Genomic DNA, 19,595 nt, shown 5'->3' with positions numbered 1-19,595 from the left:
GTTGGGCGGAAGCCTTGGGGCATGGAGATTTTGGCGCGGGAAGAGAGCGGCTCGGGGGGCGACCCGGGTGTGCCCGTACGGTCACGGCCGCGGCCGTCGCGGCGGGGGCGGTTGTGGGGGTTGCCGTGGGTTGTGGTGGGCGGGTGGGTGTTGGTGGTGCTGGTGGCGGGGATGTTCGCCGCCAAGCTCGGTGACGTGCAGCGCAACGAGGCCGTGGACTACCTGCCCGCCAACGCCGAGTCCACCCAAGTGGCGCGGATCCAGGGCGGGTTGCCGGGCGGCGACGCGATGGACGTGCAGATCGTGTATCGCCGCGACGGCGGATTGACGCCCGCCGATCGGCAGACGGCCGCCGCGGGGGTCGCCGACGTGGTGGCTCGGCATCCGCTCGTGGGTGGCGCGGCGCCGGCCGCGCAGGAGTCGGTCGATCACACCACGCTGCGCTACGCGTTGTCCGTCGACCGCCGGGGCGCCGAACCGGACGACATCGTGCCGGACATCCGCACCCTCGTGGAGCGGCATCCCGACGGACTCAGCGTGCGTGTCGGTGGCCCCGGCGGCATCACGGCGGACATGCAGGAGGTGTTCTCGTCCATCGACGGGACGCTGATGCTCGCGAGCGTGCTCGTGGTGGCCGTATTGCTCATGCTGACCTACCGCAGCCCCTACCTCTGGATCGTCCCGCTCGTCTGCGCCGGAGTCGCCGTGGCCGTCGCGACGGCGACGGTGTACGGGTTGGTGCGCGCGTTCGGGATCACCGTCACCGGGCAGAGCTCCGGCGTGCTGACGGTGCTCGTGTTCGGAGCGGGCACCGACTACGCGTTGCTCCTGGTGGCCCGCTACCGCGAGGAACTACGAGTACACGAACGGCCGTTGGCGGCCATGCTCGCCGCGCTGCGCGGTTGCGGGCCCGCCGTGCTGGCCTCGTCGGGGACGGTCGTGGTCGGGCTGCTCTGCCTCACCGCCGCCGATCTGAACAGCAGTCGGGGCATGGGGCCGGTCGGGGCGGTGGGCGTGGTGTGCGCGCTCGCGGTGATGACGACCCTGCTGCCGGCGATCCTCGTGTTGCTCGGGCGGCGGGTGTTCTGGCCGTTCGTGCCGGTGTTCGGGAGTGCGCCGAAGCTGGGGCGTGGGGCCTACGCGCGGATCGGAACGGCGGTGTCGCGGCGGCCGATCGCCGTGCTCGTCACGGGAGTGGTGCTGCTCGGGGCCGGGGCGTTGACCGCATTCGGGCTGCCGGGCGCGCTGCGGCAGAGCGACGGCTTCACGAAGAAGCCCGAGTCGATCGTGGCCCAGGAGACGTTGAGCGCGGCCTTCCCCGAGCAGTCCGGTGCGCCGATCGCGGTGCTGGCGCGGAGCGAGCGGGCCGGGGACGTGCTGGCGGCGGTGGGCTCGACCGAGGGGGTCGAGCATGTGCGTCAGGGACGAACGGCCGGTGGTTGGACGGAGATCCAAGCCTTCGCGAAGGATCGACCCGAGTCGGCCGGGGAGCATGCCACGATCGAACGCCTGCGTGCGGTACCGGATGCCCGGGTCGGCGGCCCCACCGCGCAGCAGATGGACACCGCGCACACCACGGCCAGGGACCGCCGCGTCGTTGTGCCGCTCGTACTGCTCGCGGTATTGCTGGTGTTGATCGTGCTGTTGCGCAGCCTGGTGGCGCCGCTGATTCTGGTCGCCGCCGTCGGCTTGGTCTGGGCGGCGTCGCTCGGACTGGGCGGGCTGGTCTTCGAGCACGGCTTCGGGTACGCGGGCGTGGACGCGCAAACGCCGCTGCTGACCTTCGTGTTCCTGGTCGCGCTCGGGGTGGACTACGGCATCTTCCTGATGCACCGCGTGCGGGAGATGGCGCTGCGCGGGGATTCGGTGCGGATTGCCGCGCCGGCCGCGCTGGAGACCACGGGCGGGGTGATCGCCTCGGCCGGGTTCGTGCTCGCGGCGACCTTCTCGGTCCTCGCGCTGCTGCCGCTGGTCTCCCTCGTGGAACTCGGATTCGTGGTCGCGGTGGGGGTGCTGATCGATACGTTCCTGGTCCGGACGTTCCTGGTCACCGCGGCGAGCGTGGCGCTGGATCGGTGGATCTGGTGGCCCGGCCCGCTGTCCCGACGGCCCGCGCGGGACACGACCGGGACCCGGCAGGCGCAACCGCCCGTGTCGACCCGGAAGATGGCGGTGTGACGACACGAACGAGGTGGGGTGGGGCGTCCGTCGCGGACGCCCTGCTCGCCGTCCTGTTGGCGGCGGGGGCGCTCGGCGCGGCGCAGGTGTGGTCGGCGCAGCGGGCGCTGGACCCGGTCGGGGTGGCGCTGCTGGTGCTGACGTTCGCGCTCACCGTGCCCTATCACCACCGCGAATACCTGCACGAGAGCGCCGCGGTGCCGGCGTTGGTGGCGTTGGGGACATACGCGGCGTACGTGCGGCGCGGGGCGGCCGTCGTGGTCGGCGTGGCGGCGCTGACCGTGGCGGTCGTGGCGATGACCCTGGGCGGTACCGACGGGCCGAGCTGGCGCGATCGTTGCGGGATGGCGGGCTGGGTGGTCGCGGCGGTGGTCGCGGGCCAGGCGTGGCGCAGCCATCACGACTACGTGAGCGCGATCATCGATCGGGCCGAGCGCGCCGAACGCACCCGGGACGAGGTGGCCCGGCGGCGGGTCGCCGAGGAACGCCTGCGGATCGCACGAGACTTGCACGATCTGCTGGCGCACAGCATCACGCTGATCGGCGTCCAGGCGGGGGTGGCCGCGCACCTCGCCGCGCAGGAGCCGCCGGCCGACCCTACGGTCATGGTGGGCGCGTTGGACACGATCGCGCAGACCTGTCGGGACGCCCGCCACGAACTGCGGGCCACGCTCGCGGTGTTGCGCGATGCCGAAGAGGTCGCGTCGTACGAGGCGGTGCCGGGCCTGGCCGGTCTCGACGGCCTGGTCCCGCTGGCGGGCGCGGCCCGCTCCGCCGGCATCGACGTCACCCTGACCGGACACGACGGCCCGACGCCCGCGCCCGAGGTGGGCGTCGCCGTATACCGGATCGTGCAGGAGGCGCTGACGAACGTGGTCAAGCACTCGCATGCGCGCACGGTCCGGGTCGAACTGAGCGCCGACGACACCGAGTTGCGGGTGCGCGTGGTCGACGACGGGCACGCGAACGGGGTCGGGGAGGGCACCGGCTTCGGCATTCTCGGAATGACCGAACGGGCCCGCAGCGTTGGTGGCACGTTGGTCGCGGGCCCGGCTCCCGAGGGCGGGTTCGCGGTCTCGGCGGTGTTGCCGATGGCACGGTCGGAGGGCGCGGGGTGAAGGCGACTTCGTCGTGCCGACTGCCCGGCCGCGCCGGTCGTGCCGGCCGTGCCCACCGTCCCGACCGCCCCGGCCGGCGGGTTTCGGATGAACGGGGGAGTGTGTGATGGGCGATGCCTTGCGGGTGTTGCTGGCCGACGATCAGCATCTGGTGCGGTCGGCGTTCGCGATGTTGGTGTCCTCGGCGGCCGACATGGAGGTGGTCGGTGAGGCCGCCGACGGGCGGGCCGCGCTGGAACTCGCCCGGGAGTGCAGGCCGGACGTCGTGGTGATGGACATCCGGATGCCGATCCTGGACGGCATCGAGGCGACGCGGCTGATCGCGGCGGATCCGGAGTTGTCCCGGATCCGGGTGCTGGTGTTGACGACCTACGAGGACGACGAGAACGTGCTGGCCGCGTTGCGCGCCGGTGCCGGCGGGTTCCTGGTCAAGGACACGCGCCCGGCCGAACTCCTGGCCGCCATCCGCACGATCGGGGCCGGCGAGGCGCTGCTGTCGCCCGGCCCGACCGCACGGTTGATCTCGCGCGTGTTGCGGATGCCGGCGACGGCGAGCACGGGTACGCCGGGCTCGGCTCGGGTGGCCGACCTGTCGGCGCGCGAACGCGAGGTGTTGACGCTGGTCGGACGAGGGCTGACGAACGCGGAGATCGGCACGCTGCTCGGGCTCAGCCCGCTGACCGCCAAGACGCACGTGAGCCGCATCATGGCCCGGCTCGGCGCCCGGGACCGGCCGCAACTGGTGGTCATCGCCTACGAGTCTGGGCTGATCGTGCCGGGGGACGACCTGTCGCCGGCGTAGCGTTCGACAACGGTGCACCGCGACCGCGACCGCCGCCACCACCCCGACCCCGCCCGGGCGACGGACGAGCCGCGCCGCCCGCCCGGCTCCGCGCGCCCGCTCAGTCGCGGTACTCCGCCTCCGGCGCCGTCACACCCCCCGACTCCGGGATGTAGCGACCCAGGTAGGTGTCGAACAACCGACGCCAGGTGCCGTCGTGCCGGATGCGTTCGAGGGACGCGTTGACGAAGCGGACCAAGTCCGGTTTGCCCTTGCCGATTTCGAGCCCGTAGGGCTCGCTGGTCAACTTGGGCCCGACCACGCGGATGAAGCGGTCCTGCGCCTGGAGGCCGGCCATGACGGTGTCGTCGCCGACCGCCGCGTCGGCCTGGCCCTGCTGGATGCGGACGAGGCAGTCCGTCCAGTTGTCGCCGGTGACGTCGACCAGGCCCCGCGTGGTGTGTACCGCGTCCGCGGCGGTGGTGCCGCCGACCGTACACACCCTGGTCCCGGTCGGCAGACCGGCGAGGCCCTTCGCGTGGTCGGCGCCCGCGGCCGGGGTGTCGTCGACGATCAGTACCCGCTGGCCCGACTCGTAGTAGACCGAGCTGAAGTCGACCACGGCCCGCCGACGGCAGTTGACGGTGACGGACTTCGCCACGATGTCCACCGTGCCGTCCGCGACCGACTGTTCGCGGATGTTGTTCGGCACCACCCGAAAGCGCAGTCGGCTCGGGTCGTTGCCGCCGAACAGGTCCGCGGTGATCTCCCGCACCAGGTCGACGTCGAAGCCCTTGAGCCGGTTGTGGTCGGTCACGTCGGCGTAGCCGAACGGGTAGGCGCTCTGGTCGATCCCGACGGTCAGGTAGCCCCGCTCCAGGATGCGGGTGAGCGAGCCCTCGGTGCGGTAGTCGGCCGCGCGGGGCGGGCCGGAGGCGGGCCGCAGGCTCGCGGTGGGGTTCCCGCAGGCGGCGGCGGGTGGTTCGCCGGCGGCTCCGGGGGCGAACCCGGGTGCGGTCGCCCCGGCGTCGGGGCGTCCGGTGGGCGAGGCGGCGGGTGCGCCGGACGTCGTGGAGCGGGCGGACGTACACGACGCCAGCGCCGCGAGCACGATCAGCACGACCGCCATCGACAGCGCGGATGTCGGCCGAAGCGTGCGTCTCCGGCATGGCCCAAGCCGCATCCCTCGGTCGCCCCGGCGTCGCGGGTGTCGAGCCGCCGCACGCGGCGCCCACCCGTCGGGACGCCGAAGTCCGGTGAACGGTAGGGCCCGAAGCGGGCGGCGGGCCGTGCGATGCGGTCGAACCGCGTGCCTGTACATGACGCGCCACCTCCCGGGGCGGTGTGCGCGACACCGCTCGACGGAGCCGATACGGCCTCGATCGAGACGCTACCGGGCGAACTCGCGGACTACCGGGGGTAATCCCCCGAATCGTCGAGACCGTACGCGGGTGCCCGATCGGCGTCGGAACCGTCGGCCCCCAGGCTCCCCGTCAAGCAGCGTTGGATCTGGGGGCCGAGCCAGGCGACCACCTCGGGATGCGTCATGGCCACGATCGGCGGCAGCCGCAGGACGTATCGGCACAGGGCGAGGCCGAGCACCTGGGTGGCGATCAGGCCGGCGCGCCGGGGGGCCTCGGCGGGGTTCGGGCAGGTGCGGAGTACGAGCGGGGCGAGCTGGTCCGCGAAGACCGCGCGCATACGCTCGGCGGCGTCGTCGTTCGTCACCCCGGTCCGCAGCAGGATCAGCATCGCCTCGTTCCCCTCCCACCGGTCGAGGAAGTGCGCCGAGAGCACCGCTCCGAGCTGCGAGCGCGGGACCGCATCGAGCGCGGGCAACCGCAGATCGACGTCCGCCGCAGCGGCGAACAACTTCTCCTTCGTGCCGAAGTAACGCATCACCATCGACGGATCGATCGCCGCATCCGAGGCGATCGCCCGAATAGTGGCCCGCTCGTAGCCGTCGGCGCCGAATCGTTCCCGGGCGGCGGCCAGGATCACGGCCTTGGTCTCGATGGACGACCTTCGCGGAGTACTCATGCCAACGATTGTAGGCCAACACATGTTGACTTACCGTCGCGGGAGCGCCATGGTTATGCCAACAGGCGTTGGCCAACAGACGTTGGCCTTCGATCCCGGCCTCCGATCCCCACCCGAGGAGCCCCCGATGAGCACCCGACTCCCCGCCACCACCGACGTCCTCGTCGTCGGCGCCGGCCCCGCCGGACTGACCCTCGCCCTGGCCCTCGCCGCCCAGGGCCGGGACGTCACCGTCGTCGACGCCCACACGGCCGCCGAGCAGACCTCGCGCGCCGCCGTCGTGCACGCCCGCACCCTCGAGGTACTGGCCCCTCTCGGAGTCGCCGCGCCGCTCGTCGCGCAGGGCATCCCCGCGCCGACGTTCACCGTCCGCGACCGGGACCGCGTGGTGGTCCGGATCGACTTCACCGACCTGCCCACGGAGTACCCGTACTCGCTGATGGTCTCCCAGGCCACCACCGAGGCCGCCCTCCTCGACCGCCTCACCGCACTCGGCGGCACCGTCCTGCGGCCGTACCGGGTGACCTCCCTCGACCAGGACGCCGACGGCGTGACCGCGACCTTCGAGAGCGGCGAACGTCTCCGCGCCGGCTGGGTGGTCGGCGCCGACGGCATGCACAGCACGGTGCGCGACCAGGCCGGGATCGGCTTCCAGGGCGGCACCTACGCCGAGTCGTTCGTCCTCGCCGACGTACGGCTGAGCGGCGCGGTCGCGGCCGACGAGGTGGTCCTGTACTTCGCGCCCGCCGGCCTCGTCGTGCTCGCCCCGCTCCCGGGCGGTCGGCACCGGATCGTCGCGCCGGTCGCCGACGCGCCGCACGAGCCGTCGGCGGCCTACGTCCAGGAACTCCTCGACGTACGCGGTTCGAAGACCGGCCGCGTGGTGGTCGAGGAGGTCGTCTGGGGATCGCGCTTCCGGGTTCACCACCGGATCGCCGACACCTACCGCGCGGGCCGGATCCTGCTCGCCGGCGACGCCGCCCACGTACACAGCCCGGCCGGCGGCCAGGGCATGAACGCCGGCATCCTCGACGCGGTGACCCTGGCCGAGGCGCTGGGCTCGGTATTCGACGGCGGCCCCACCACGGCCCTGGACACCTACGGCGCCACCCGCCGCCCGATCGCCGAACGCATCGTCAGGCTCGCCGACCGGATGACCCGGGTGGCCACCCTCACCCCGGCGCTGCGCCCCCTGCGCAACACCGTGCTGCGCACGCTCACCCGGATCCCCGCCGTGCGCCGCCGACTCGCCCTGCAACTCTCGGGCTTGACCTACCGCTGACCCCGCCGGGACCGGCCGCGCCGCGAAGCGCGCCGCCACCGATCCCCGGCCCGCGAGGACACCGGACCCACCCCGGCCCCGCCCCCTCAGACCCCCACCGGCCACAGCGCCGCGCCCGGCGCCGCGTCGCCCACCCCGACCTGCGCGTCCGGAACCGGCGATGCCCCGACGTGCTCGACGCCCGTCCGGTCCAGCGCCGCCGACAGGTCCGCCCACAGGTCCGCCTCGTGTTCCAGGCCGATCGACAGGCGGAGCAGGTGCGGACCGATGTCGCCTTCGGTGCGCGCCGCGTCGTCGATGACCCGGTGGGTCAGCGAAGCCGGGTGCTGGATCAGGGTGTCGACGCCGCCGAGGCTCACGGCGGGGGTGATCAGGCGGAGAGCGCCGACCAGCCGCATCGGGTCGCCGGTCGGTTCGAAGGCCACCAGGGCGCCGCCGATGCTCGGATAGTGCACCCGCGCCACCGCCGGGTGTGCGGCCAGTCGGGCGGCCAGCGCGGCGGCCGTCGCGGAGGCCCTGGCGACGCGGATCGGCAGGGTCGCGAGGCCGCGCAGCAGCAGATAGCCCGCCAGGGGATGCAGCAACGCCCCCGTTGCGAACCGGATTTGCCGCAGCGCCTTGGCCCACTCCGGATCACAGGCCACCACACCGCCGAGCACGTCGCCGTGTCCGCCCAGGAACTTGGTCGCACTGTGCAGGACCAGACGGGCACCCGAGGACGCCGGCTGCTGCAGGACCGGTGTGGCGAACGTGTTGTCCACCAGCAGCGGTATCTCGCCCGCCTGCGCCGCGAGTTCGGCCAGATCGAGTTCGGCCAGCGTCGGATTGGCCGGTGTCTCGACCATGACCAGGCCCGTGTCGGGCCGCAACGCCGCGGCCACGCCGTCCGGTTCGACCCAGGTGACCTCGGTGCCGAGCAGGCCGCCGGAGAGCAGGTGGTCGGTGGTGCCGTACAGCGGCCGGACCGCGACCACGTGCCGTCGGCCCTGCGCGGCGGCGGCGAGCAGGCACGCGGTGACCGCCGCCATGCCGGTCGCGAACGCCACCGCGTCGGCGCAGCCCTCCAGTTCGGCGAGCGCCTGCTCGAAGCGGCGCACGGTCGGATTGGTCAGCCGACCGTAGATCGCCGAGCCGTCGGGCAACTCACCCTCCGCGTAGGCGTCCAGGGCGAGCGCCGCGGCCGGCAGGTCCGGCAGGGGATAGGTGGTCGACAGGTCGATCGGCACGGCGTGTACGCCCAGCGCGGCCAGGTCGTCGCGGCCGGCGTGTACCGCGCGGGTCTCGAACGTGTGCCGCGCGAGGGGTCCGGCGGGGGTGGAGCCGGCAGGGGCGGCGCCGGCAGGGGTGAGGCCGGCGGGCGCGGTGTCGGTGCGGCCGGCGGTGGCGGGGGAGTCCGGTCGAAGGTCCATGGACGTCATCCTGGGGCGACCTCCGGAGAAGCTGCCCGGACGCCGAATTATCATCGCCGGATGAGCCAATCCATCGCCCTCGATCCGACCGACCTCGGCATTCTCCGGGCTCTCCAGAACGATGCCCGGATCAGCAACAAGGCGCTCGCGGCCGAGGTCGGCATAGCGCCCTCGACCTGCCTGGACCGGGTGGCCCGGATGCGCGCCGCCGGCGTGGTGAAGGGCGCGACGGTGGAGGTGGACGCGGCGGCGCTCGGGCGACCGCTGCAGGCGATGCTCGCGGTGCGGGTACGGCCCCATCACCGCGTGGTGCTCAACCCGTTCGTCGGGCATGTGCTGAAGCTGCCGGAGACCCGCGCGCTGTACCACCTCGCGGGTCCCGACGACTTCCTCGTGCACGTCGCGGTCGCCGACGCGACCGGGCTGCAACGGCTGGTGGTGGACGGCTTCACGGCGCGCACCGAGGTGACCCAGGTGCACACGATGCTGATCTTCCAGCAGTGGTCCGGCGGTCCGCTCCTCCCGCCCGAACCGTCGGTGCCCGCACGGCGCCTGACGGCGGGTTAGCGGTACACCCCGGACTCAGTCGGCCTCGGGCACCGGCTCCGGGCGCGGGTCGACGTCGCCGGCGCCCTCGCCCTGTCGGGCGGACAACACCACCCCTGCGGCCACGGTCAGCGCCGCCACCGCTCCGGCCGCCGGCACCGCCGCCTCGCCCAGGAACGTGCAGGCCAGGACCAGGACCGCGGCGGTCGGCAGCAGTATCTGCTGGGCGGCGCCGCGCTTGTGGTGGCGGGCGTGCAGCGCCCATGTGGTGACCAGGAACAGCCCCGCGGGGATCGTGACGCTCGCCGCGGCGGCGACGTCGGAGATGTGCGCCTCGCCGACGGCCTGCTCGACGGCGACTTCGAGACCGGCCCCGATCGCGGCGGCGGAGCCGAAGATCACGTAGTGGCCGTAGCCCCACAGGAACGCCTGACGACTGGATTGCAGGTATTCGTGGATCGGTGCCGCGAAGTAGATCCAATAGGCCGCGAACACGATCAGCAGCCCGCCGGCGGCGATCGGCAACAACTCGTCCAGTGCGGCCTGGTCGTCGAGCGCGGTCTGGATCGCGACGGTCGCGGCGGACACGCTCTCGCCGAGCATGATGATGGTGAACAGGCCGTAGCGCTCGGCGATGTGATGCGGATGCCAGCTGGTGGAGCGCCCGCGTTCGGCGATGGCCGGTACCGCCATCTCGGCGATCGCCAGCGGCGGGAAGCCCCAGTTCCAGGCGGCGTCGGGGAGGAGCAGGAGCACCACCCAGCCGATCTGGACCAGCACCACGCCGGCCGCGTAGCGCAGCGCGGTGCGGCGGGCGGCCGGGTCGGTCTCGTCGTGGGCCGCGCGCAGCCACTGGAAGGTCAGCGCGAGGCGCATGATCAGGTAGCCGACGATGGCGACCGTGTAGTCGCTGTTCTCGAACGCGCGCGGGACACCGGCGGCCAGGACCAGGACACCGGTGATCTGGACGAGTGTGGCGACGCGGTACAGCGGGTCGTCGCAGTCGTACGCGGAGGCGAACCAGGTGAAGTTGACCCATGCCCACCAGATCGCGAAGAACACGAGCAGGTATCCCGTGATCCCGTGCCCGGGGTGGCCTTCCGCGAGCGAGTGCACCAGGCGGCTGCCGGCTTGCGCGACGGCTACCACGAAGGTCAGGTCGAAGAACAACTCCAACGGCGTGGATGCGCGGTGCGGCTCCGTGGAACTGCGCGAGGTCATGCGGCGCAGGATGGCGGTGGGGCGCGCGGGGTTGGTCACGGGGTGGGTCCTCTCGATCCGGGCGTGATCATGCGCGGAGGGTATCCGAGAGGGGCGGGCAAAACGGGGTAATCCCAGCGGGCGGTGTCGTCGAGGTGACCTGGGGTCGACGGGGTGGCCGGCCTGCGGTTGTCCTCAAACGCCGGACGGGCTGGGGGGTTGGTGGGCTCGCGCTGTGATGTGTCGCCGTGCGTTGGGTTGCGTTTGTGGTGTCCTCAAGCGCCGGACGGGCTGAGGTGGGTGGGCTCGCGCGCTGTGTTGTGCCGTGATGCGGTCGGTTGCGCAGGCGTTGTCCTCAAACGCCGGACGGGCTGGAGGGGTGCTGGATGGGCTGGAGCGTGCCGGAGGGGCTGGATGCCGGACGGCCCGGAGGGGTGCCGGATGGGCTGGAGCGTGCCGGAGGGGCTGGATGCCGGACGGGCTGGAGGGGTGCCGGACGGGCCGGAGCGTGCCGGACCGGCTGGAGGGTGCCGGAAGGGCCGGAGCGTGTCGGACGGGCTGGAGGGTGCCGGACTGGCCGGAGAGCGTTGGGCAGGCCGGAGAGCGTCGGACTGGCCGGAGGGTGTTGGGTGGGATGGAGAAGGTTGGGTGGGTTCGGGTTGGTTGGTGGGTTAGGTCAGGGTTGAAGGGGTTAGGGTTTGTGGGTGGGTGTGGCCTGATAGGGACATGGATAGGTCGAACTCGGCCAGTAGGCAGCGGAGTACGTGGGTGATGCCTGGGGTGCCGCCCAGGGCCAGGCCGTAGATGTAGGGGCGGCCCAGGAGGACTGCGCGGGCGCCGAGGGCCAGGGCCTTGAGGATGTCGGTGCCGGTGCGTACGCCGCTGTCGAACAGGACCGTCAGGTCGTTGCCCACCGCTGCTGCGATCTGCGGCAGGGCATCCAACGCCGGGATTGCGCCGTCCAGTTGGCGGCCGCCGTGGTTGCTGACCACGATGCCGTCCATGCCCGCGTCTCGGGCCTTTCGGGCGTCGTCGGGGTGGAGGACGCCCTTGAGGACGATCGGGCCGATCCAGTTGTCGCGCAGGAACGCCAGGTCGGACCAGGTTTTGGTCGGGTCGGAGAACATTCCGGCCCAGTGCACGATCGCGGCCGTCGGGTCCTCGGCGATCGGGCGGCTCAGGCCGGCCAGGAAGGCCGGGTCGCTCAGGTAGTTGGCCAGGCCGATGTGCCGCAGGAAGGGCAGGTACGCCCGGTCCAGGTCGGTCGGCCGCCAGCCCAGATACCAGGTGTCCAGGGTGACCACCAGCGCGGTGTAGCCGGCCGCCCGCGCCCGGGCGAGCAGGCTGATGGTCACGTCGTCGTCGCGAGGCCAGTAGAGCTGGAACCACCGGGGGCCCGAGCCGGACGCGGCGGCGACCTCCTCCAGGGAGTACGAGGACGCGGTGCTCAACACCATCGGCAGCCCGAGCCCGGCCGCCGCCCGCGCGGTCGCCAACTCGCCCTCGGGATGCACGATCGACTGCACGCCGACCGGCCCGAGCAACACCGGCGCGGGCGAGTCGGTGCCCAATACCGAGCAGGACAGGTCCCGGGCGCCCACGTCCCGCAACATGCGCGGGACGATCCGGCGCCGCTCGAACGCCTCGCGATTGGCCCGCATCGTCGCGCCCTCGCCCGCGCCGCCCAGTACGTAGCCGCGCGGCCCCGGATCGAGCCGTTCGCGCGCCGCCTCCTCCAACGCGCTCGCGCCCGTGGGGTACGGGGGTGTCTCCCCGGTCAGCAGTCCGTCGAGGTAGATCGAGTCCTGAAACGCGGAGAAGGCCCCGGCGGTCTGCGCCGTACCGGCCTGCGGCTCACCGGACTGCGCCTCACCGGGCTGCGGCCCATCGGCCTGCGCACCATCGGACACCGGGCCATCGACCATGACTGACACCCTTTCGCCGCACGGGATCCCGCAGAACCCTGCCGCAGCAATCTTCCCGATGCGGCGGGACAACAAGCACCTTCCTCCGGTGGAATGTCACAGCACACCCGAACGCCACGCACCCAGGGGAGGAATCCGCATGACCCGCACGACCCGCAGCACCCGGATCCCGGGGATGGCCCTCACCGATCACACCTTCGTCGTCCCGCTCGACCACGCGCGTCCCGACGGGCCGACCATCGAGGTCTTCGCCCGCGAGGTGGTCGATCCCACCGCGACGGGTCGCAACCGGCCGTGGTTGTGCTTCCTCCAGGGCGGCCCGGGACAGAAGGCGCAGCGGCCCCCACGCGCCAACGGCTGGCTGGCCCGTGCGCTGAAGACCCACCGGGTGCTGCTGCTCGACCAACGCGGTACCGGACGCAGCACGCCTGTCACACCGAGCCTGGCGGCGCGCACCCCACCCGACGAACTCGCCGCCCTGCTACGGCACATGCGCGCGGACTCGATCGTCGCCGACGCCGAGCTGATCCGCCGTCGACTATGCGGCGACGAGCCGTGGGAGACGCTCGGCCAGAGCTACGGCGGCTTCATCACCCTCGCGTATCTCTCCCGAGCCCCCGAGGCGCTGAAGTCCTGTTACGTCACCGGGGGTTTGATCGGCCTGGACGTCACCGCCGAGGACGTCTACCACCGCACCTACCCGAGGGTGCGGACCAAGAACGCCGAGTACTACGCACGCTACCCGGACGACGTGGAGGCGGTTCGCCGGCTCGCCGACCACCTGGCCGCGCATGACGTGCGGCTGCCCGACGGCGACCGACTGACCGTGCGCCGACTGCAGTTCCTCGGCTCGGTGTTCGGCATGGGCGACGGTTTCGAGCGGGTGCACTGGATGCTGGACGAGGCGTGGGACGGCGACCGGGTCTCGGACACCTTCCGTGCCGCCGCCATGCAGGCCACCGCGCTGACCGACCAACCGCTGTGGGCCGTGCTCCAGGAGCCGATCTACGGGCAGGGCAAGGTCGCCACCGGGTGGGCCGCCGAGAAGGTGCGCGCGGGGCTGCCGGAGTTCGCGGAGAGTGCCGATCCGCTGCTGTTCACCGGGGAGATGATGTACCCCTGGATGTTCGAGGAGATGGCCGCGCTGCGCCCGTTCCGCGAGGCCGCCCACCTGTTGGCCGAGCAATACGACTGGCCCGTCCTGTACGACGTCGAGCGACTGCGCGCGAACGCCGTCCCGGTGGCCGCGGCGGTCTATTTCGACGACATGTACGTGGACGCCGACCTGTCCCTGGAGACCGCGCGCGAGGTGGGCAACCTGCGCGCGTGGGTCACCAACGAGTGGGAGCACGACGGCTCCCACGCCTCCGGCGGCGCGGTCCTCGGCCGTCTGATGGACATGGTCGCCGGCAAGGTCTGACGCCGCCGACCGGGCCCGGTCGGCGGTGGGCACGTGATCCGGGGGCGCGGAGCCGGCGACGCGACGTCGATCCCGATCCCGCCCCCGGCTCAGCCCTCCCGCTCCGGCCCCGCCCACAGATTGCGGACGTGGCCGATGTGCCGGGCCATCACCTGCTCGGCCGCGGCCGGGTCGCCGCTGTCGAGCGCGTCGAGCAGTTCGAGGTGCTCGGCGGCGGACGCGGCGAGTCGGCCGCCGCGCGCGAGCCGGGACAGCCCGTACAGGCGCGACCGTTTGCGCAGATCGCCGACCACCCGGACCAGGTGTTCGTTGCCCGCCAGCGCGAGCAGCGACAGGTGGAAGCGGCGGTCCGCCTCCACGTACCTGATCAGGTCGCCCGCCTCGGCCGCCGCGACGATCTCCTCGGCGACCGGGCGCAGCGCGGCGGTCTGGGCCGGGGTGACCACGCCCGCGAGGCGGGCCACCACCGGAACCTCGATCAGCGCGCGCACCTCGGTGAACTCGTCCAACTCGCGGTCGGACAGCTCGGTGACGCGAAATCCCTTGTTGCGTACGGCCTCGACCAGTCCCTCGTTGGCGAGGTCGAGCATCGCTTCACGCACGGGCGTCGGCGACACGCCGAACTGAGCGGCCAACGCGGGCGCGGAATAGACCACGCCCGGCCGCATCTCACCCGCGATCAACGCCGCGCGCAACTCTCGTGCCACCCGATCCCGCAGGATCGGTCGATCGTCGAAGGACGGCAGCGCGAGCGCTCCGTGTCCCGTGTCCATGGTGCCTCCTCCCGCCATGTTACTGACGGTCAGTCACCGCTGGGGCGGGATCGCGACTCCGCGTGTGGAAGATCACCGAGGGTGAGCAAGGAACCGGGCGGAACCGCCCGCCCGGCCGCCCCTCAGAGCCGGAACCCCGCCGGGAACGGGTCCTCCGGGTCGAGCAGATACTGCGCGGTCGCGGTGATCCACGCCCGCCCGGTGATCTCCGGCACCACCGCCGGCCGCCCGCCGACCTCCGCCTCGGCGACGATCCGACCGCGAAAGCGCGTCCCGATGAACGACTCGTTGACGAACGTCTGACCCACCGTCAACTCGCCCCGCGCCGCCAACTGCGCGATCCGCGCGCTGGTTCCGGTGCCGCACGGCGAACGGTCGAACCAACCGGGGTGGATCGCCATCGCGTTGCGCGACAGCGCCGCGTCCGAGCCCGGAGCGAGGAACTGCACGTGGTGGCAGCCCGCGAACTCCGGATGCTCCGGATGCACCGGCCTGGCCTGCTCGTTGATCGCCGCCATGATGGCGAGGCCGGTCTCCAGGATGCGGGTGCCCTCGGCCCGGTCGAACGGCAGGCCGACCTTCTCGATCGGCAGGATCGCGTAGAAGTTGCCGCCGTACGCCATGTCGTAGGTGACCGCGCCGAGCCCCGGCACGTCCACCGTCGCGTCCAACTCGTGGGCGTACGCGGGCACATTGCGCAAGGTCACCGAGCGGGCGGCGCCGTCGCGGACCTCGACCTGGGCGACCACGAGCCCGGCCGGGGTGTCCAGGCGGACCGTGGTCACCGGCTCGACCACCTCGACCATGCCGGTCTCGACCAGGACGGTGGCCACCCCGATGGTGCCGTGTCCGCACATCGGCAGACAGCCCGACACCTCGATGAACAACACGCCGTAGTCGGCGTCCGGCCGGGTCGGCGGTTGCAGGATCGCCCCGCTCATCGCCCCGTGCCCGCGCGGTTCGTACATCAACAGCGTGCGGATGTGGTCCAGTTCGGCCATGAAGTGGCTGCGCCGCTCGGCCATCGTGGCGCCGGGGATCACCCCGATGCCGCCGGTGATCACCCGAGTGGGCATGCCCTCCGTGTGCGAGTCGACCGCGTGGTAGACGTGTCGGGAACGCATCAGTTCAATCCCTCCGCGAGCGCCTTCTCGGTGGATTCCCGGACGAAGGCTTCCTGTTCGGGCGACAGCGGCAGCCGTGGCGCGCGGCACGGCCCGCCGCGCAGGCCCGCCAGATCCATCGACAACTTGATCGACTGCACGAACTCGGTGCGCGCGTCCAGCCGCAGCAGCGGGTGCAGCAGGCGGTACAGCGGCAATGCCGCGCGCGGGTCGCCGTGCACGGCCGCGCGGTACAACTCCACGCTCGCGCGCGGGAAGACGTTGGCGTAGCCCGCGATCCAGCCCACCGCGCCGGCCAGCCCGAACTCCAGGGTGACGTCGTCGCTGCCGATCAACACATCGAGTCCCGGGGCGAGTTCGGCCACCTCGTAGGCCCGGCGCACGTCCCCGGTGAACTCCTTGACGCCGACCACGAGACCTTCCTCGTACAGGTCCGCGAGCAGTCGGGGGGTCAGGTCGACCTTCGTGTCGAACGGGTTGTTGTAGGCCACGATCGGCAGCCCCGCCCGGGCCACCGTGCGGTAGTGGTCCATCACCGTACGGGTGTCCGCACGATAGGAGTTCGGCGGCAGCAGCATCACCGCACGAGCGCCCGCCTCGGCCGCCTGCTCGGTCCAGCGCAGCGACTCGGCCGCGCCGTACGCCGCCACGCCCGGGAGCACCCGGTCGCCGCCCACCGCATCGACCGCGACCTGCACCACGCGGGCGCGCTCCTCCGGGGTGAGCGATTGGTACTCGCCCAGCGAGCCGTTCGGACAAACCCCGTCGCAGCCCGAGTCCACGAGCCACCGCACGTGTTCGGCGTACGCGTCGAAGTCCACCGACAGGTCTTCGCGCAGCGGCAGGGCGGTGGCCACCACGACGCCGTGCCACGGCTTGCGGTCGGCGCCGTCCTGCGGGGCGGAGCGCTCCGGGGCGGGAAGGTGCGGGCTTGTGCTCATGAGGCTCCTTGGGCGAGATCTCCGAGACGGATGGGGACAGCGATCGGACGGGTGGGCGCGGGCGCGGCGATCGGCCGGCCCAACACGTCGGAGAGCACGCACGCGGTGGCCTCGGCGCACATACGGCCCTGACACCAGCCCATGCCCGCGCGGGTGAGCAGCTTGATCGAGCGCACGTCGTCCGCGCCCTGCCGCGCCGCGTCCGCGATCCGACCGCGCGGCACCTCCTCGCAGCGGCAGATCGGGGTGTCCTCGTCGGACCACGACGGCCAGCCCGACCGGATCGGGTACAGCGCGCGCAGCCCGCCGGCGAAGCGGGTGAGCCGGGCCCGCCGGCGCAGCAGCGCCTTCGGCGGCGTCCGGCCGGCGACGGCGTAGGCGGCCAACTCGCCCTCGACCTCGGACAGTTGGGCGCCGCCGATGCCGGTGCTCTCGCCGGCGGCGTACAACCCGGGCAGGTCGGTGGCCTGGCGGGTGTCGACCGCGACGAAGCCGTCGGGGGTGCTCGCGCAGCCGAGTTGGCCGGCGAGTTCGAGTTGCGGGGTGAAGCCGTAGCCGACCGCGAGGGTGTCGCAGGCCAGTTCGCTTTCCGTCCCGGGCCGCACCCGCCAGTCGGCGTCGAGCCGGGCCACGGTGACCGAACCCAGTACGCCCGCGTCGCCGTGCGCGGCGACCACGGCCCGGCCGGTGCGGTACGGGATGCGCCGCCGCGCCAACGCGGCGGCATATCCCGCGGCCTCGACCACCCGTGCCGGGCTGTGCGGGGCAAGCGCGGCGGCCCGCGGCGTGGGGCGCGAGGCCTCGACCACCGCGAGCACCCGCACACCCGCGTCGGCGAGCCCGACGGCGACCGGCAGCAGGAACGGACCGGTACCGGCCACCACCGCCCGCCGCCCGGGCGTGACGCCGTTGCCCTTGAGCAGGGCCTGCGCGCCGCCGGCGGTGAACACCCCGGGCAGATCCCAGCCGGGGAAGGGCAGTTGCCGGTCGTAGGCGCCGGTGGCCAGGAGCAGCCGACGGCCGCGCACGGTCACCGCGACGCCGTCGCGCTCGCCTGCCACGGCGTGCACGGTGAAGTGGTCGTCGCCGCGTTCGACCGCCCAGACCCGGTGTTCGGCCAGGTGCTCGACGGTGTGCAGGCGCGCGAGCGGCGCCCACGCGGGCGGCCGGCCCGCACGGTGTCGGTAATACTGGCCCCCCGCCCGGGCGTTGGTGTCCAGGACGGCGACGCGCAGGCCGAAGCCGGCGGCGGTGACGGCGGCGGCGAGCCCGGCCGGCCCGGCGCCGACGACGACGAGGTCGTGCAGAGTGTCGCGGCCACCCGAGTCGGGGCCCTTCTCGTGGTTCATTCCCCGGCCCATCTCGTCGCTCATGACGTGCTCACCTCGTCATCGGGGCGCGCGGTCACCAGGCAGGCCCGCAGTGACGGCGTGCCGTCCACCGTGACCAGACAGTCGAAGCACACCCCGATGCCGCAGAACAGGCCGCGCGGCTTGCCCGCGAACCGGGTGGTGCGCCAGGACCGGATCCCGGCGGCGAGCATCGCGGCGCCGACCGTCTGGCCGGGCTCGACCGGGATGCGGCGGCCGTCCACGGTCAGGTGGAAGCCGGCGTCGCCGGGTCGATCGAGGGGGGCGGGGCCGGTTTCGTCGGTCACGCGGCTACCTCCGCGAAGCGGGTCGGGGCGAACGGGGCGAGGTCGACGTCGGGGCGCTCCCCGGTCAGCGTGCGGGCGATCAGCAGGCCGGTGGCGGGTGCCAGACCCACGCCGGCGCCCTCGTGGCCGCACGCGTGCAGCAGGCCGGGCGCGCGCGGATCGGGGCCGACGACCGGCAGGTGGTCCGGACAGTACGGCCGAAAGCCCCGATAGGCGCGCAGCACCGAGGCGCCGGCCAGGACCGGGAACAGTTCGATCGCCTGTGCGGCCAGTCGGCGCAACACCGGCACCGGGAACGAGGGGTCGAAGTCCACCCGCTCCCGACTGGCGCCGATCAGGACGGTCCCGGCCGGGGTGCCCTCGATCACCGGCGACGAGGCGAGGTCCGCCTCGTCGCCGGCCACGTCCCCGGCATAGGCCGCCGCGTACACCTTGTGTCGCACGATCGGCGGCAGCGGCTCGGTGACCAGCACGAAGCCCCGGCGCGGCAGGATCGGCAGGGCGATCCCGGCCAGCGCGGCCACCTCGCCGGACCAGGTGCCGGCGGCGTTGACCACCGCGCCGGCGGCCAGGTCGCCGTGTGAGGTCCGCACGCCCACCACCCGCTCGTCGGCCCCGCGCAGGAAGCCGGTGACGCTCACCCCGGTGTGCAGCCGGATGCCGTCGGCGCGCAACATCGAGGCGGCGGCCAGGGCCGGCTGTACCTGGGCGTCCTGCGGATAGTGGGTGCCGGCCACGACGGCGCGCGACAGGTGCGGCTCGTAGTCGGGCAGGCGCGCGGCGTCGACCGCGTGCGCGGTGACCTCGCAGGCGCGCTGGGCCGCCGCCGTCGCCGCCATCGCGGCGGCCTCGGCCCCGGTCCGGGCGACGATCAGGCCGCCCTTGGGCTCGTATTCGAAGTCGTCGCGGCGTTCCGCGAGTTCGGCCCACAGGCGGAGCGAGAGCAGGGCCAGCGCGAGTTCCGGGCCGGGCTCCTTGTCCGAGACGAGGAGGTTTCCCTCACCCGCGCCGGTGGTCCCGCCCGCGACCGGACCCCGGTCGAGCACGGTGACGGACAGGCCCGCGCGCGCGGCGAAGTGGGCGCACGCGGCACCCACCACGCCCGCGCCGATGACGACGACATCACTGGGACGGAGTTGGCTCACGTCAGTAAAATGTCACATTGCCCTTACGAGGTAAAGGGTTTGTCGACGCGGTTCCG

Annotated in this window: 17 protein-coding genes; 6 read left to right on the top strand and 11 right to left on the bottom strand. The window is 72.9% G+C overall.

Annotation, left to right across the window (positions count from 1 at the left end; all coding sequences use genetic code 11):
* Positions 1-21 precede the first annotated feature (21 nt).
* From ACWGR4_RS09565 to ACWGR4_RS09555, 3 genes are all read left to right on the top strand, one after another.
* Positions 22-2,178 (top strand): MMPL family transporter, encoded by a 2,157-nt coding sequence (locus ACWGR4_RS09565; RefSeq protein ID WP_452128789.1) that lies wholly within the window; start codon positions 22-24, stop codon positions 2,176-2,178.
* Complete coding sequence (locus ACWGR4_RS09560; protein ID WP_452128790.1) at positions 2,175-3,296, top strand: sensor histidine kinase; 1,122 nt, start codon at positions 2,175-2,177, stop codon at positions 3,294-3,296. The genes ACWGR4_RS09565 and ACWGR4_RS09560 overlap by 4 nt, the downstream gene beginning before the upstream one ends.
* Positions 3,297-3,402: 106 nt before the next feature.
* Positions 3,403-4,098, top strand: coding sequence for a response regulator transcription factor (locus ACWGR4_RS09555; RefSeq protein ID WP_452128791.1), 696 nt, complete (start codon positions 3,403-3,405; stop codon positions 4,096-4,098).
* Positions 4,099-4,198: 100 nt separating this feature from the next.
* Here ACWGR4_RS09555 and ACWGR4_RS09550 read toward each other — a convergent pair whose 3' ends face one another.
* Together ACWGR4_RS09550 and ACWGR4_RS09545 are read right to left on the bottom strand one after the other, a co-directional pair.
* On the bottom strand, positions 4,199-5,206 hold the full coding sequence (locus ACWGR4_RS09550; protein WP_452128792.1) for a transporter substrate-binding domain-containing protein: 1,008 nt from the start codon (positions 5,204-5,206) through the stop codon (positions 4,199-4,201).
* A gap of 281 nt (positions 5,207-5,487) precedes the next feature.
* A complete protein-coding gene (locus tag ACWGR4_RS09545; RefSeq protein ID WP_452128793.1) occupies positions 5,488-6,117 on the bottom strand; it encodes a TetR/AcrR family transcriptional regulator in 630 nt (209 codons plus the stop codon).
* A 127-nt stretch (positions 6,118-6,244) separates the two neighbouring features.
* Here ACWGR4_RS09545 and ACWGR4_RS09540 point away from each other — a divergent pair, with 127 nt between their 5' ends.
* Positions 6,245-7,399: an FAD-dependent oxidoreductase gene (locus ACWGR4_RS09540; protein WP_452128794.1), complete on the top strand. Its 1,155-nt coding sequence runs from the start codon at positions 6,245-6,247 to the stop codon at positions 7,397-7,399.
* Between the two features lie 86 nt (positions 7,400-7,485).
* Here ACWGR4_RS09540 and ACWGR4_RS09535 read toward each other — a convergent pair whose 3' ends face one another.
* Positions 7,486-8,808 (bottom strand): trans-sulfuration enzyme family protein, encoded by a 1,323-nt coding sequence (locus ACWGR4_RS09535; protein WP_452128795.1) that lies wholly within the window; start codon positions 8,806-8,808, stop codon positions 7,486-7,488.
* A 60-nt stretch (positions 8,809-8,868) separates the two neighbouring features.
* On the opposite strand from ACWGR4_RS09535, the gene ACWGR4_RS09530 reads away from it, so the two are divergent.
* Positions 8,869-9,375, top strand: coding sequence for an Lrp/AsnC family transcriptional regulator (locus tag ACWGR4_RS09530; protein ID WP_379998406.1), 507 nt, complete (start codon positions 8,869-8,871; stop codon positions 9,373-9,375).
* Between the two features lie 15 nt (positions 9,376-9,390).
* On the opposite strand, the gene ACWGR4_RS09525 is transcribed toward ACWGR4_RS09530, so the two are convergent.
* Positions 9,391-10,575 carry a low temperature requirement protein A gene (locus ACWGR4_RS09525; protein WP_452128852.1) on the bottom strand — a complete coding sequence of 395 codons (1,185 nt, stop codon included), beginning with the start codon at positions 10,573-10,575 and terminating at the stop codon, positions 9,391-9,393.
* A 650-nt stretch (positions 10,576-11,225) separates the two neighbouring features.
* Positions 11,226-12,479 (bottom strand): lactate 2-monooxygenase, encoded by a 1,254-nt coding sequence (locus tag ACWGR4_RS09520; RefSeq protein WP_452128796.1) that lies wholly within the window; start codon positions 12,477-12,479, stop codon positions 11,226-11,228.
* Between the two features lie 139 nt (positions 12,480-12,618).
* On the opposite strand from ACWGR4_RS09520, the gene ACWGR4_RS09515 reads away from it, so the two are divergent.
* The gene (locus ACWGR4_RS09515) at positions 12,619-13,899 is read left to right on the top strand and encodes an alpha/beta fold hydrolase (protein WP_452128797.1); all 1,281 of its coding nucleotides are present in this window, start codon (positions 12,619-12,621) and stop codon (positions 13,897-13,899) included.
* 89 nt (positions 13,900-13,988) lie between these two features.
* On the opposite strand, the gene ACWGR4_RS09510 is transcribed toward ACWGR4_RS09515, so the two are convergent.
* The 6 genes from ACWGR4_RS09510 to ACWGR4_RS09485 all read right to left on the bottom strand — a co-directional run bounded on the left by ACWGR4_RS09510 (position 13,989) and on the right by ACWGR4_RS09485 (position 19,539).
* The gene (locus ACWGR4_RS09510) at positions 13,989-14,672 is read right to left on the bottom strand and encodes a GntR family transcriptional regulator (RefSeq protein ID WP_078978057.1); all 684 of its coding nucleotides are present in this window, start codon (positions 14,670-14,672) and stop codon (positions 13,989-13,991) included.
* 122 nt (positions 14,673-14,794) lie between these two features.
* Complete coding sequence (locus ACWGR4_RS09505) at positions 14,795-15,796, bottom strand: proline racemase family protein (RefSeq protein ID WP_452128798.1); 1,002 nt, start codon at positions 15,794-15,796, stop codon at positions 14,795-14,797.
* Positions 15,796-16,737, bottom strand: a complete 942-nt coding sequence (locus ACWGR4_RS09500) for a dihydrodipicolinate synthase family protein (RefSeq protein WP_452128799.1) — start codon at positions 16,735-16,737, stop codon at positions 15,796-15,798. The genes ACWGR4_RS09505 and ACWGR4_RS09500 overlap by 1 nt, the downstream gene beginning before the upstream one ends.
* The gene (locus ACWGR4_RS09495; RefSeq protein ID WP_452128800.1) at positions 16,734-18,110 is read right to left on the bottom strand and encodes an FAD-dependent oxidoreductase; all 1,377 of its coding nucleotides are present in this window, start codon (positions 18,108-18,110) and stop codon (positions 16,734-16,736) included. The genes ACWGR4_RS09500 and ACWGR4_RS09495 overlap by 4 nt, the downstream gene beginning before the upstream one ends.
* Entirely contained in the window at positions 18,107-18,394 is a 288-nt protein-coding gene (locus tag ACWGR4_RS09490; protein ID WP_379998393.1) for a (2Fe-2S)-binding protein, read from the bottom strand. The genes ACWGR4_RS09495 and ACWGR4_RS09490 overlap by 4 nt, the downstream gene beginning before the upstream one ends.
* Complete coding sequence (locus tag ACWGR4_RS09485) at positions 18,391-19,539, bottom strand: NAD(P)/FAD-dependent oxidoreductase (RefSeq protein ID WP_452128801.1); 1,149 nt, start codon at positions 19,537-19,539, stop codon at positions 18,391-18,393. Before ACWGR4_RS09485 ends, ACWGR4_RS09490 begins: the two co-directional genes overlap by 4 nt.
* Positions 19,540-19,595: the final 56 nt, after the last annotated feature.

The organism is Embleya sp. NPDC055664 (genome assembly GCF_053618075.1).
Note: the sequence above shows the minus strand (reverse complement) of the source record. Positions and strands in the feature narration are given on the sequence as shown.